The organism is Desulfovulcanus ferrireducens (assembly GCF_018704065.1).
GTDB lineage: Bacteria > Desulfobacterota > Desulfovibrionia > Desulfovibrionales > Desulfonatronovibrionaceae > Desulfovulcanus > Desulfovulcanus ferrireducens.
This window is the reverse complement of record NZ_JAGUQP010000005.1, coordinates 38035-52353: the sequence shown is the minus strand read 5'-3', so window position 1 is coordinate 52353 and position 14319 is coordinate 38035. Positions and strand designations below refer to the sequence as shown.

Annotated in this window: 12 protein-coding genes and 1 tRNA gene; all 13 read right to left on the bottom strand. The window is 41.9% G+C overall.

Going from position 1 to position 14319, the window contains the following annotated elements:
• Window positions 1-7: 7 nt before the first annotated feature.
• Window positions 8-478, bottom strand: coding sequence for a 30S ribosomal protein S7 (gene rpsG, locus KFV02_RS02925; RefSeq protein ID WP_252380032.1), 471 nt, complete (start codon window positions 476-478; stop codon window positions 8-10).
• 21 nt (window positions 479-499) lie between these two features.
• Entirely contained in the window at window positions 500-871 is a 372-nt protein-coding gene (gene rpsL, locus KFV02_RS02920; protein ID WP_252380031.1) for a 30S ribosomal protein S12, read from the bottom strand.
• A 191-nt stretch (window positions 872-1062) separates the two neighbouring features.
• On the bottom strand, window positions 1063-5214 hold the full coding sequence (gene rpoC, locus KFV02_RS02915) for a DNA-directed RNA polymerase subunit beta' (protein ID WP_252380030.1): 4152 nt from the start codon (window positions 5212-5214) through the stop codon (window positions 1063-1065).
• 131 nt (window positions 5215-5345) lie between these two features.
• Window positions 5346-9452 carry a DNA-directed RNA polymerase subunit beta gene (rpoB, locus tag KFV02_RS02910; protein ID WP_252380029.1) on the bottom strand — a complete coding sequence of 1369 codons (4107 nt, stop codon included), beginning with the start codon at window positions 9450-9452 and terminating at the stop codon, window positions 5346-5348.
• 239 nt (window positions 9453-9691) lie between these two features.
• Window positions 9692-10084, bottom strand: coding sequence for a 50S ribosomal protein L7/L12 (rplL, locus tag KFV02_RS02905; RefSeq protein WP_252380028.1), 393 nt, complete (start codon window positions 10082-10084; stop codon window positions 9692-9694).
• A gap of 32 nt (window positions 10085-10116) precedes the next feature.
• Window positions 10117-10638 carry a 50S ribosomal protein L10 gene (gene rplJ, locus KFV02_RS02900; protein ID WP_252380027.1) on the bottom strand — a complete coding sequence of 174 codons (522 nt, stop codon included), beginning with the start codon at window positions 10636-10638 and terminating at the stop codon, window positions 10117-10119.
• Between the two features lie 128 nt (window positions 10639-10766).
• The gene (gene rplA / locus KFV02_RS02895; RefSeq protein WP_252380026.1) at window positions 10767-11471 is read right to left on the bottom strand and encodes a 50S ribosomal protein L1; all 705 of its coding nucleotides are present in this window, start codon (window positions 11469-11471) and stop codon (window positions 10767-10769) included.
• A gap of 20 nt (window positions 11472-11491) precedes the next feature.
• Window positions 11492-11917, bottom strand: coding sequence for a 50S ribosomal protein L11 (gene rplK / locus KFV02_RS02890; protein WP_252380025.1), 426 nt, complete (start codon window positions 11915-11917; stop codon window positions 11492-11494).
• A gap of 23 nt (window positions 11918-11940) precedes the next feature.
• Window positions 11941-12486 (bottom strand): transcription termination/antitermination protein NusG, encoded by a 546-nt coding sequence (nusG, locus tag KFV02_RS02885; RefSeq protein WP_252380024.1) that lies wholly within the window; start codon window positions 12484-12486, stop codon window positions 11941-11943.
• 104 nt (window positions 12487-12590) lie between these two features.
• Window positions 12591-12830 (bottom strand): preprotein translocase subunit SecE, encoded by a 240-nt coding sequence (gene secE, locus KFV02_RS02880; protein WP_252380023.1) that lies wholly within the window; start codon window positions 12828-12830, stop codon window positions 12591-12593.
• Window positions 12831-12847: 17 nt separating this feature from the next.
• A tRNA-Trp gene (locus KFV02_RS02875) sits at window positions 12848-12924 on the bottom strand.
• Window positions 12925-12945: 21 nt separating this feature from the next.
• Window positions 12946-13095, bottom strand: a complete 150-nt coding sequence (rpmG, locus tag KFV02_RS02870) for a 50S ribosomal protein L33 (protein ID WP_252380022.1) — start codon at window positions 13093-13095, stop codon at window positions 12946-12948.
• An 8-nt stretch (window positions 13096-13103) separates the two neighbouring features.
• Entirely contained in the window at window positions 13104-14297 is a 1194-nt protein-coding gene (gene tuf / locus KFV02_RS02865; protein WP_252380091.1) for an elongation factor Tu, read from the bottom strand.
• Window positions 14298-14319 lie beyond the last annotated feature (22 nt).

The following is a 14319-nucleotide window of genomic DNA, read 5'->3' as shown; positions in this document are numbered from 1 at the left end:
TCCAATTTTACCAGCGATAATGCGCAAATGCCTTATTGGCTTCAGCCATTCTGTGGGTATCTTCCTTTTTCTTAATCGCGCCACCACGATTATTATATGCATCCAAAAACTCTGCAGCCAACTTTTTATCCATACCTTTCTCGCCTCTGGCTCTGGCATAAGTAACCAGCCACCTAATAGCCAAAGACTGCTGACGATCAGGGCGAACCTCCATGGGCACCTGATAGGTTGCCCCACCCACCCTTCTAGACTTTACTTCCATCTGAGGCTTTACATTCTCAACAACCTGCTCAAAAGCCTTCAGTGGCTCTTCTCCGGTATTTTTTGCCAACTCCTCAATGGCCTTATAAAAAATCCTCTCCGCTACATTTTTCTTGCCATCGATCATGAGCCTATTCACAAACTTAGTTACCAATCGGCTCCCATAAACCGGATCTGGCAAGACTTCTCTTTTGGGTACTGGGCCTTTTCGTGGCATCAATCTACTCCCTTTTATGAATTATTTTGGTCGCTTAGTTCCATATTTCGAACGACTTTTGCGCCTGTCTTGCACCCCAGCAGCATCCAAAGTTCCACGAATAACAGTATAACGAACGCCCGGAAGGTCTTTAACACGACCACCACGAACCAGAACAACAGAGTGCTCTTGCAGGTTATGACCTTCACCTGGAATGTAAGAAGTAACCTCAATCCCATTAGTCAGCCTGACCCTAGCCACCTTACGCAAGGCTGAGTTAGGCTTTTTTGGGGTTGTTGTATATACACGCACGCAAACGCCTCTTTTTTGTGGACAACCTTGCAGGGCCGCTCTCTTCTTTCTCTTGACTACCTTTTGCCTAGCTTTTCGAACCAATTGATTGATAGTCGGCATAAATCCTCCATCGTTAATAACCTTGCAGAAACCTGGGAGACTTATTTTATAGTCTCCCTCTTGTCAAGGGTTAATTTAATTTTTATCTGTTTTAAGTTTAATTTTTTTAGCAAAAGCTTACGACTCATTGGCCTCAATCAGCTTTGATATCTGGCTTGGCAGACCTTTATCAGACATATATGCTGTAGTCCTTACTCTGAGACATAAGTTTCTTCTTCCAATTCTTCCAAGAACTTATCAGGTTTTTCAGGCTGCTCCGGGACAACTATGTCAGTATTTACATAGGCTCTGTACCCTGTACCGGCAGGAATAAGGCGACCAACGATGACATTCTCTTTCAAACCTCTGAGCCAGTCTACTTTACCTAGAAGTGCCGCCTCTGTAAGAACCTTCGTTGTCTCCTGAAATGATGCAGCCGAAATAAATGATTCGGTACTTAATGACGCCTGCGTAATCCCCAGGACCAATGGTTCAGCCAGAGCCGGTTTTAAGCCTTTTTTAACACACCGAGCATTAACCTGCATGAACTTATTCTTGTCAACATGCTCGCCTACAAGGAACCCTGTATCACCTGGGTCAATGATATTAACCTTTTTTAACATCTGACGAACTATAATCTCTATATGTTTGTCATTGATATGTACACCCTGAAAACGATAAACATCTTGGATTTCTTCTACTAAGTATTTGGCCAGATGTTTCTCTCCTTTAATTTTCAATATATCATGCAATTCTGGATTACCTTCGGTCAAAAGTTCACCAGCTTCAACGAAATCACCTTCCTGAACGGTTATGTGCTTACCTTTGGGGATAAGATATTCCTTCGGCTCACCTGTTTCAGGGGTAACAATGATTTTCCTTTTACCTTTGGTATCGGGACCAAAGGAGACAATACCGTCAATTTCAGAAACTATAGCCTGATCTTTAGGCTTACGTACTTCAAACAGCTCTGCTACTCTGGGCAGACCACCAACAATATCCTTGGTTTTGGAACTTTCCCTGGGCTTTCTGGCGATTACATCACCTGCTTCAACATGATCACCTTCCTTGACCATGATAATGGCCCCTACTGGAAGCTGAAAGACCGCATCTGTGTTTGTTCCCGGTCTTTTTTTCACGTTACCATTTTCATCGCAGATGGATATACTTGGTCTGTAGTTGGTGGATCTGTATTCAATAATTGTCTGAGTAGCTTTATTTGTAGTTTCATCAACCTTTTCCTGATAAGTTCTACCTTCAATAATATCTGTCAGCCTAATATATCCATCTACATCGGTAACAAAAGGTTCATTGAATGGATCCCATTCTGCCAGGAGCTGACCCTTCTCCACCATCTGCTCGTGCTTGACAAACAGTTTGGCCCCGGAAGGCAGGAAATATTTTTCCCTCTCGCGGCCTTGGTCATCCACGATCTTGATTTGACCGCTTTTACCCAAGACCATGGACTCCCCTCTGGTATTTGCTACTGTTTTCACCCTGGATAATATTACCTGCCCTTTATTCTGAGCCAAAATATTGGACTGCTCAATCTCTTTTGATGCGGTACCACCAATATGGAAAGTACGCATAGTCAGCTGAGTTCCTGGCTCTCCAATGGACTGGGCAGCTATTATACCTACCGCTTCCCCAACATTGACTAGATGCCCCCGGGCCAGATCACGACCATAGCACAAGGAACACACGCCATGCCTACTTTTACAGGTCAGAGTAGAGCGAATAACTACACTACTGATACCAGCGTCTTCAATTTGCTTGGCTTTGTCTTCATCAATCATACTATTGGCAGGCACTATCACTTCACCACTCTCAGGATCCAGAACATCAAACATAGCTATACGACCCAATACTCTTTCGCTTAGGCGCTCTTTGATCTCTCCTGCCTTCATCAAGTGCGTAAGTTCAATCCCGTCAACTGTCCCACAATCATATTCACTTATTGTAACATCCTGGACAACGTCCACTAGTCGTCTGGTCAAATAACCCGAGTTAGCTGTCTTTAGAGCGGTATCAGCCAAACCTTTCCGGGCTCCGTGAGTTGAGGTAAAGTATTGTAGAACCGTTAGTCCTTCCCTGAAGCTTGACGTAATAGGAGTTTCGATAATCTCACCTGATGGTTTTGCCATTAAACCCCGCATCCCTGCCAGCTGTCTCATCTGGTCTTTATTACCTCTAGCACCTGAGTTAGCCATCATAAAAATGGGGTTTAAGCTGATATTTTCTTCTTCTTTACCCGTCACAGGGTCTTTAACAATATCAGTGGAAAGTTCTTTCATCATTTCCGCGGCCACATCATTGGTGGCTTTGGTCCATACGTCAACGACTTTATTATATTTTTCAGTTCTGGTGATAATACCTTCACGGTACTGTCTTTCTATTTCATTCGCTTCTTCTTGGGCAGCTCTAAGAATAGCCTCTTTTTTATCTGGTATTTTCAAATCCTTTACACCAATCGTAATCCCTGCACGTGTAGAGTACTCATAACCCAAATCTTTTAGCTTATCACACAAAATAACCGTGGCTTTAGTCCCTGCCCGACGGTAGGTTTCACCTACTAAACGAGCGATATTCTTTTTGCTCAAAAGACAGTTTACTAGTTCAAAGGGTACATTTTCCGGTAATAATTCGCCTACAATAACCCGCCCGGGTGTTGTTGGTACAATTTTTCCGTTGATACGAACCTTGATTCGAGCATGCAATTCGACACATCCAGCATCATATGCAGCAATAACTTCATCCGGAGATGTAAAAACCTTGCCTTCACCCTTTTCAAACGATCTTTCTACTGTAAGATAATATAAACCCAAAACAATATCTTGCGTGGGAACAATGATCGGTGAACCATTTGCCGGTGAAAGAATATTGTTAGTGGACATGATTAAAACGCGGCATTCAATCTGGGCCTCGATAGATAAAGGTACATGTACGGCCATCTGGTCACCGTCAAAGTCAGCATTATAGGCAGTACATACCAACGGATGAAGCTGAATGGCCTTGCCTTCAACCAAGATAGGCTCAAAAGCCTGAATACCCAATCTATGCAGGGTGGGTGCACGGTTCAATAAAATCGGGTATTCTTTAACTACTTCTTCCAATACGTCCCAGACAACAACATCGCCGCGCTCGACCATCTTTTTGGCGCTTTTAATCGTGCTGGCATAACCCTTTTCTTCCAGCTTGGAGTAAATAAAGGGTTTAAACAACTCCAGAGCCATTTTCTTTGGCAGTCCGCACTGATGTAGCTTCAGCTTTGGACCGACAACAATCACCGAACGACCTGAATAGTCTACACGCTTACCAAGCAGGTTCTGACGAAAACGGCCCTGTTTGCCCTTAATCATATCGCTCAATGATTTAAGCGGGCGGCCATTAGTTCCAGTAATGGCCCTTCCTCTTCGACCATTGTCGAACAAGGCATCAACAGCTTCCTGAAGCATTCTCTTTTCATTTCGAATAATGATATCAGGGGCACCAAGCTCTATAAGTCTTTTCAGACGATTATTACGGTTGATAACCCTGCGGTAAAGATCATTGAGGTCTGATGTGGCAAAGCGGCCACCATCCAGGGGGACAAGAGGTCTAAGCTCCGGAGGAATAACCGGAATTACTTCCATAATCATCCACCCTGGTTTATTACCGGACTCAATAAAAGCCTCTACTATCTTTAATCGTTTGGCTAACTTCTTTTTCTTGGTCTGTGAACGAGTAGTAAGAGATTCCTCGCGAAGTTCTACGCGCAGCTTTTCCAGATCTAGCTCCTCAAGCAAAACCTTAATGGCTTCTGCGCCCATCCCCACCTTGAGTGCATCTTCTCCATAATGGTCAATGACTTGAAAGTATTGCTCTTCAGATATGACCTGTTTCTTGGTTAAATTTGTGGCTCCAGGGTCAAGGACAATATAAGAGTCAAAATACAGGACCTTCTCCAATTCAGCCATGGTCATATCTAAGAGTGTACCGATTTTCGACGGTAAACTCTTTAAAAACCAAATATGAGCCACAGGAGCGGCCAGCTCTATGTGCCCCATTCTCTCTCGACGTACTTTTGATGCAATGACTTCAACACCACATTTCTCACAAACTATACCGCGATGCTTCATGCGTTTATATTTTCCACAATTACACTCATAATCTTTTACAGGGCCGAAAATCTTAGCACAAAACAGACCATCTCGCTCTGGTTTGAAGGTTCGGTAATTAATGGTCTCTGGTTTTTTTACTTCTCCATACGACCATTCTCTGATTTTTTCTGGAGAAGCTATCTTGATTTTTATCCCTTTAAGCTCCTGGCTGGTAATCTTAGAGGTATCACTTCCCCTTTGGGTGAAAAGATCATCAAGAGTCATAATTTAATCCCTCTTATTTTCGTAATTCGTAAATAAATTTCATCGACCTAAGGATTAGATACAATGAGCAGGTTACATATTTTAATATCAACTCAATCCCTGGTACACTATTTCCTGCTCACTTCTTTTATTTAATGTAACTTCCTTTTCCCTTTTTTCTTCTCATCTTTAATTAATGAAACATCTAAACCCAGTGACATTAATTCCTTTAGCAAAACATTAAATGATTCAGGCATTCCTGCTTCAAGGAAATTGTCTCCTTTAACTATCTTTTCGTACATCTTCACACGACCAGTGACATCGTCCGATTTAACAGTGAGGAATTCCTGTAAGAGATAAGCAGCACCGTAGGCCTCGATTGCCCAGACCTCCATCTCTCCTAATCTCTGACCACCGAATTGTGCTTTACCACCAAGGGGCTGCTGAGTAACCAAAGAATATGGACCAGTGGATCGAGCGTGAATCTTTTCATCAACAAGATGATGGAGCTTGAGCATGTACATATTGCCCACTGTAATCGGATTATCAAACGGCTCCCCGGTACGACCATCATAGAGAATTGCTTTGCCGTCATCACTAAGCCCAGCCCTTTTCAACCAACGCCAAATCTCTTCTTCTTTTGCTCCATCGAATACAGGAGTCTTTGTAATTATCCCGTTTCGAAGTTCCCGTACAGACTCAACAAATTCCTCGTCATCAAGATTATCCACTAATTCATCGATTTCTTTAGAGTCAAAAATCTCTTTAACCTCTTTACGCAACATCTGAATATCAACACCAGATTCAAGCATGGCCGCAAGCTGATGACCCAATTCTCTAGCGGCCCAACCCAGATGTGTTTCCATTATTTGTCCAATATTCATACGTGAGGGTACGCCCAAAGGATTGAGCACAATATCAACTGGAGTACCATCGGCAAAAAATGGCATGTCTTCTTCTGGCAGGATACAAGAGACAACACCCTTATTTCCGTGTCGTCCTGCCATTTTATCTCCGACATTTAATTTCCTCTTTACCGCAATATAGACTTTCACCATTTTAATCACGCCGGGTGGTAGATCATCTCCTTCGGTAACCTTGTCTCGCTTCTGATCATATATATTTTTAACAAAACGCAGTTGGTTTTCATAGTTGGCCAAAAGCTCACTTACCTCTTCATTGACTTCTTTATTTACAAAGACATTAGCAAGCTTTTTAACCGGTATATTGTCCAAATCTTCTCTCTTCAGAGGCTTGTTTGCTTCTGCCAGCACCTCACCTTTTTTGCGGCCAAGTATTGAAGTTGCCAATCGCTTACCTGAAACTACCTTCCAGATCTTATCTCTGAGTTGGGCAGTCAAGGCCTTAACATGCTGTGCTTCTTTGCGATCAAGTTTCTCTAGTTCAAAGTCTTCAATCAGTTTGGTTCGCTCATCCTTTTCCCCTGACCTACGATTAAAGACTTTAACGTTAATTACTGTGCCTTCAATTCCGGGAGGTACTTTCAATGATGTATTCTTAACATCCCTGGCCTTATCTCCAAAGATGGCTCGCAGCAAACGCTCTTCGGGCGTAAGTTGTGTTTCGCCTTTGGGTGTAATTTTACCTACCAGAATATCATCCGGCTTAACTTTGGCCCCAATCCTGATAATTCCGCTATCATCCAGGTTCTTGAGCATATCTTCACTGACATTAGGGATATCACGGGTAATCTCTTCAGGACCTAACTTCGTATCCCTGGCAACAACCTCAAACTCCTCTATGTGTACCGAGGTATAAACATCTTCTTTGACCATCCTTTCAGAAATAAGAATTGAATCCTCGTAGTTAAATCCACACCAGGGCATAAAGGCGACAAGTAAATTCTTACCCAAAGCCAGTTCACCATTAAGAATGGCAGGGCCGTCAGCCAGTATGTCTCCCTTAGCAACCTTTTGGCCTACTTTGACTCGAGGTTTCTGGGTAAAACAGCTATTTTGATTTGACTTATGGAACTTTTGTAAGTCGTAACTTACTGTTCCAAGACTCTCAGGATATATATCTTCATCTTCGTAACTGACAACAATTCGCTCTGCATCTACATAACGCACAACCCCATTACCTTCTGCGATTAGACAACTACCAGAGTCTCTGGCAACCACAGCTTCCATTCCTGTTCCTACCAAGGGAAGTTCAGTCTTAAGGAGCGGTACGGCCTGGCGTTGCATGTTTGAACCCATCAAGGCCCGGTTTGCGTCATCATGCTCCAAAAAAGGTATCAGGGATGCAGAGATAGAGACTATCTGGCTAGGCGAAATATCCATCAAAGTCACTTCTTCCCTTTTGACCATGGCAAACTCGCCATTGACCCTGGCCGAAACCAACTCATTTTTAAACCTTCCCTCATCGTCCAGAGGCGCATTGGCCTGAGCGATAATCTCTCCAAATTCATTAGAGGCATCAAGATAGCGGACTTCTTCTGTAACCTGACCATTTTTAACTACCCTGTAAGGGGTTTCAATAAAACCGAATTCATTTACCTGCGCATAAGTAGTCAGTGATACGATTAAGCCGATATTAGGACCTTCTGGAGTTTCAATAGGACAAATCCGACCATAATGACTAGTATGAACGTCGCGAACCTCAAAACCCGCCCGTTCCCGTGTCAAACCTCCTGGCCCAAGAGCAGAAAGTCTTCGTTTATGGGTTACCTCTGAAAGCGGGTTAGTCTGGTCCATAAACTGAGATAACTGGGAAGTGCCAAAAAACTCTTTGAGTACAGCAGTAACGGGCTTTGGATTTATCAGATCATGAGGCATTAAGGTAGCTACTTCCTGCAAGCTCATGCGCTCTTTTATAGCCCTTTCCATGCGCACCAAGCCAATGCGGTACTGATTTTCAACCAACTCGCCGACTGGTCGCACCCTTCTATTTCCAAGATGATCTATATCGTCTCCAGGGCCATGACTATCTTTCAATTTGGTCAATTTTTTTATAGCCCTGAGTATGTCTTCATTTGATAATGTACGGTAGTCTAATGGCAAATCTAGGCCTAAACGGGAATTTAGCTTATACCTGCCTACCGGAGATAAGTCATAGTAGTCAGGATTCCGAAATAAATTATCAAAAAAACTGGCTGCAATCTCAGGAGTTGGGGGAGAACTGGGGCGTAGCCTTTTATAAATCTCTATTTGGGCTTCCAAAGCATCAGTGGTCTTATCCAATTGGAGCGTATCGCGTATAGAAGATGAAACATCTAATCCCGAAGTATATAAAATCTCTATTTTTTCAATGTTAGCGTCAAAAATCTTTTCAATCAAAGAAAGGTCAAGTGCATCACCAGGTTCAGCCAAGACCTCACCGGTTTCTGGGTGAATTATTTCATGAGCAACATATTGTTGATGCAAAAGCTCTGAATCAAGCTCAATCAAGTCAATATTATTTTTAATAATCTCTTTCCAGGCCCTCTTGGTAATAGGACGACCCTTCTCCACAAGGACTTTACCATCCTGAGTAATTATATCTGAAACGGCAATATCTTTGCGATAATGATCTTTGTTGACCTTCCGGTAAACCTTTCCATCTTTAAAAAGTAATTCCTCTTTATCGTAAAAATAATTTAATATTTCTTCTTTGCTTAGGCCCATGGCCTTAAGCAAAATTGTGGCTGGCATTTTTCTGCGTCTATCTATGCGAACATATAAGATGTCTTTATGATCATAATCGAAGTCCAGCCATGAACCACGCATAGGAATTATCCGGCAGCTGTAAAGCACCTTTCGGCTGGTATGAGTCTTCCCAGAGTCGTGTTCAAAAATGATACCCGGTGACCTCTGCAATTGATTAACAATGACCCTCTCTGTCCCATTGATGATAAAAGTAGCCTTAGGGGTCATCAAAGGTATTGTACCAAAGTATATATCTTGTTCTTTTATATCTCTTATAGTCCTGTTATCTGTTTCCTCATCGACATCATAGACAACAAGTCGAACTTTAATTCTTATAGGTGCTTCATAAGTAAGACCTTTAGAAATACACTCATCAACGTCATATTTAGGTTTTCCTATTTCATAACTGACAAATTCTAAAGTTGCTGTTTTATTAAAATCTTCAATGGGAAATACAGATCTAAATACACCTTCTAATCCTTTATCTGCACGAGCTTGAGGCGGTACATCTTCTTGTAAAAATTCTTTATATGAGTTAAGTTGCAATGAAAGTAGATGAGGTATTTCTAATGTATTTTTTATATCACCAAATTTTTTTAAAAATTTTACCATTTTATCCTCTCAAAAGAGAAATTTAGGGTAGGTTAATTAATGGAAATGGATGGAATTATGGATCTGTAACAATTAAAAACAGACCAATAAAATAAAAAAGATAAGAATATAGCCAAATTTCAGTTGTAATTTAGCTCAATATCTATTATGATAATGAAAAATAATAAATAGTTTAGAGAGCGCAAGTATCCCTTAACTTGCGCTCTCTAAACTTAAAAATTTAAATAATACAAAAAAACCTACTTCAACTCTACAACAGCGCCGGCTTCTTCAAGCTGTTTCTTAGCTTCTTCAGCCTGCTCCTTACTTACAGCCTCTTTTATTACTGAAGGCACTTCATCAACCTTGGCTTTTGCTTCCTTAAGGCCAAGACCAGTTAGTGCTCTTACAGCTTTGATTACTGCAATCTTGTTACCACCAATCTCTTTTAAAACTACATCAAATTCGGTTTTTTCTTCTTCTTGGGCACCAGCTTCTCCTCCTGCTGCTCCGGGAACTGCAGCAACGGCAGCTACTGGGGCTGCTGCTGATACTCCGAATTTATCCTCAAGTTCTTTGATGAACTCTGCCAGTTCAAGTACTGTCATATTAGAAATAAATTCAATAACTTGTTCTTTTGTAACTTCGGACATTTATTTCCTCCTTAAGTTTTTTTTGCTTTGGCTCAAGCCTCTTCTTTTTGCTCTTTAATTGCATTTAAAGCGTAAAGTAAGTTACGCAGTAAATTGGCAAACAAAGATACAAAATTGGTTGGTACTGCGTTCATAGTACCCAAAGCCTTGGCTAGTAATTGCTCCTTACTTGGTAACTCAGAGAGTTCTTTAAGGGCATCAGGCTCTAAAAATTTACCTTCTAGGGATGCACATTTGGTCTTGAACTTTTTGCTCTTTTTAGCAAATTGAACCAAAATTTTGGCAGCAACTACTGGATCATCATAACCAAATGCAACAGCACAGCATTCTTGAAATTGATCTTTTAAGGCTTCATGCTGAGTTTCCCCAAAGGCAATCCTGGCCAATGTATTTTTGACCACTTGATAGTCGACATTCTCTTCCCTGAGCTTGACTCTCAGCTCAGTCATCTCCTCGACTTTAAGCCCTTTAAAGTCTGTAATTACTGCTATACTGGCTTTTTGGGCTTTAGAACGCAAATCTTCAATAACTTTTGCTTTTTCTGCCCTGTTCACCTGTTCACCTCACTTCATCTAGCTTCTAGAGCCAAAGCGGTCTCGACAGGAAATTAAGGGATACCCCGCCTGTTGTCTTTGACTCTTTATATTTAACTCAAGGATGATTTTTTTCAGCACCCTCAAGTCTAGTCTAACAGATTTCTAATGGAACTCGTATCTATCTTGACTCCTGGCCCCATGGTAGTAGATACAGCCATGCCTCTAAAATAGGTTCCTTTGGCTGATGCTGGTTTTAATCTCTGTAAAGTATCGACTAATGCTTTTAGGTTTTCCAGAATTTTTTCAGGGCCAAAAGATACTTTGCCCAAAGGAGCATGCACAACGCCTGCTTTATCAACCTTAAACTCTACTTTACCTGCTTTCAACTCTTTAATCGCATTAGCCAAATCAAATGTTACTGTACCTGTTTTGGCATTAGGCATCAGACCGCGTGGTCCTAATATGCGGCCAATTTTACCCACATGAGCCATCATGTCAGGTGTAGCAACAGCCTTATCAAATTCTAGCCAGCCAGACTTAATTTTTTCAACCAAATCCTCGCCACCTACAAAATCAGCGCCTGCCTCTTTGGCCTCGGCTTCTTTCTCTCCTTTACAAAAGGCAAGGACTTTTACATCTTTACCTAGTCCATGTGGGAGAGTTACTGCGCCTCGGACCATTTGATCAGAATATTTAGGATTGACACCTAAACGAACAGCAATATCAACTGTCTCATCAAAATTGGCATAGGCAGTTTCCAGTGCCAGTTTAACCGCTTCTTCTACAGCATATCTTTTTGCTGTATCGATTCTTTCCTTTGCTTTTCTATATTTTTTTCCATGCTTAGGCATAGCTTTCCATTCCTCTCGGCCTAATTTTCTACTTCAATACCCATACTACGGGCAGTCCCCATTATTGTTCTGACCGCTGCATCCATACTGCTCGCTGTAAGATCGGGCATTTTAATTTTGGCAATTTCTTCTACTTGTGCCCTAGTTACCTTACCTACTTTATTTTTGTTAGGCTCACCAGAGCCTTTATCAATTTTAGCAGCTTTCAATAAAAGTACAGATGCAGGTGGTGTCTTGGTTATAAAGGTAAATGAACGATCTTGGTAAACTGTAATCACTACAGGAATGATCATTCCTTTCTGATCCTGAGTTTTGGCATTAAATGCCTTGCAAAACTCCATTATGTTCACTCCATGCTGACCCAGTGCCGGGCCAACCGGAGGTGACGGATTGGCAGATCCTGCTGGAATCTGTAATTTAATTTTTGCCATTACCTTCTTGGCCATTTTCTACTTACCTCTTAATTCAATCAGCTTTTGGTAACCTGAACAAAATCTAACTCAACCGGGGTTTGGCGTCCAAATATGGAAACTGTTACCTTTAATTTCCCTTTATCATAATTTACTTCTTCAACTACGCCATCAAAGTTAGCAAAAGGACCATCTATTACCCTAATTTGGTCTCCCCTTTCAAAATGAAATTTTGGCCTTGGCTGCTCTTGCCTCTGCACGACTGTGGCCAGTATCCTTTCAGCTTCTTTATCTGACAGGGGAGTTGGCCTGTTTTTACCGCCAATAAAACCCGTTACTCTTGGTATGGACTGAACCAAATGCCAAGAATGTTCATTAAAAATCATCTTAACCAGAACGTAACCAGGGAAAAATTTTCTGGTTGAGGTTTTTTTCTGGCCCTTAACCAGTTCGACCACTTTTTCAGTGGGCACTATGACATCCTCAATCAGGCCCTGATCCTGTCCGGTTCTGATCATTTCTTTAATTGTTTGCTCGACTCTTTGTTCATACCCAGAGTAGGTATGAACAATATACCATCTGGCCTTTGGTTTCTCTGGATTCATAACGTATTTTTTAAATATTTTGTTTAGAGCCTGTTTTATTATCTCAAGCTTTTTTGGAAATTATTTTTTATCTTACCCAGGCTCTAAACTACCACTCTATTTTTTTAAGATAATAGAGCTTCTATAATTTTGGCCAGGGCAAGATCCACAAGGCCCAAATAAAGTGAAACTACTAAAACAAGAAGCAAAACTGCCGCGCTTGTTGTCAATGTCTCCTTCTTTGTCGGCCAGGTAACTTTTTTCAGTTCTCCTTTGGACTCTTCAAAAAAATCTCTTAAGTTCTGGATTTTTTCCTGAAGGAGACTTTTATTTTCAACTACTTCTTTTTTCTTTTTTTTGGCCATTTGTTTGCTCATTAAAATGGCAGGCCAGGAGGGACTCGAACCCCCAACCCCCGGATTTGGAGTCCGGTGCTCTAGCCATTAGAGCTACTGGCCTGCACTATTAATATTACGCTACTTACTTGGTCTCTTTATGCAGAGTATGTTTCCCACAAAAAGGACAGAATTTCTTGAGCTCCAGCTTTGATGTGGTATTTCTCTTATTCTTAGTTGTAGCGTAATTTCTTCTTTTACACGCACTGCAGGCGAGAAGGATGTTCACACGCATTTTTTATACTACTCCATAATTTCTGAAACAACACCAGCACCTACGGTCCTACCGCCTTCACGGATAGCAAACCTTAATCCCTTTTCCATGGCTATAGGTGCTATTAATTCTACCTCAAATGTGGTGTTGTCACCAGGCATGATCATCTCTACTCCCTCGGGCAATGTCACCACACCGGTTACGTCCGTGGTCCTGAAATAAAACTGAGGACGGTAGCCTGAGAAGAACGGAGTATGACGACCTCCCTCTTCCTTGTTCAATACATAAACTTCTGCCTTAAACTTACGATGCGGGGTAATTGAACCGGGCGCTGCCAATACCTGACCACGCTCAACCTCATCTCTCTTAATACCCCTCAACAATACTCCAACATTATCTCCGGCCTCTCCCTGATCCAATATCTTCCTGAACATCTCTACGCCGGTACATACTGTCTTCATCGTCTCCTTCATTCCTACAATCTCTACTTCATCTCCTACCTTGATAATACCACGCTCTACCCTTCCTGTTACCACTGTACCGCGACCGGAAATTGAAAATACATCCTCTATTGGCATCAAAAATGGCTTGTCTATATCACGTTGAGGCTCTGGGATATACTCGTCACATGCATCCATCAACTCGTATATGCACTTTACATCTTCACTGTCAGCACTATCTGCCTCCAACGCCTTCAATGCGCTGCCCTGAATTACTGGAATCTCATCTCCAGGAAATCCATACTTGGACAATAACTCACGCACCTCAAGCTCTACCAACTCCAAAAGCTCTGGATCGTCTACCAAATCTACCTTGTTCAAAAACACTACCAGACTAGGTACTCCTACCTGACGGGCCAACAATATATGCTCACGGGTCTGAGGCATTGGACCGTCTGTTGCTGCTACCACCAATATAGCTCCGTCCATCTGAGCAGCACCTGTAATCATGTTCTTGATGTAGTCAGCATGACCAGGACAGTCTACGTGTGCATAGTGACGCTTATCTGTCTCATACTCAACATGAGCTGTTGCAATGGTAATTCCCCTCTCCTTCTCCTCAGGTGCCTTGTCAATCTGATCAAAAGCTACAAACTCAGCAGCCCCCCTCATGCTCAACGCCTTTGTTATCGCTGCTGTCAATGTGGTCTTACCATGGTCAATATGACCGATTGTACCAATATTTACATGCGGCTTCTTACGCTCAAATTTTGCCTTACTCATAACCTTACCCCCTATTTGTTCT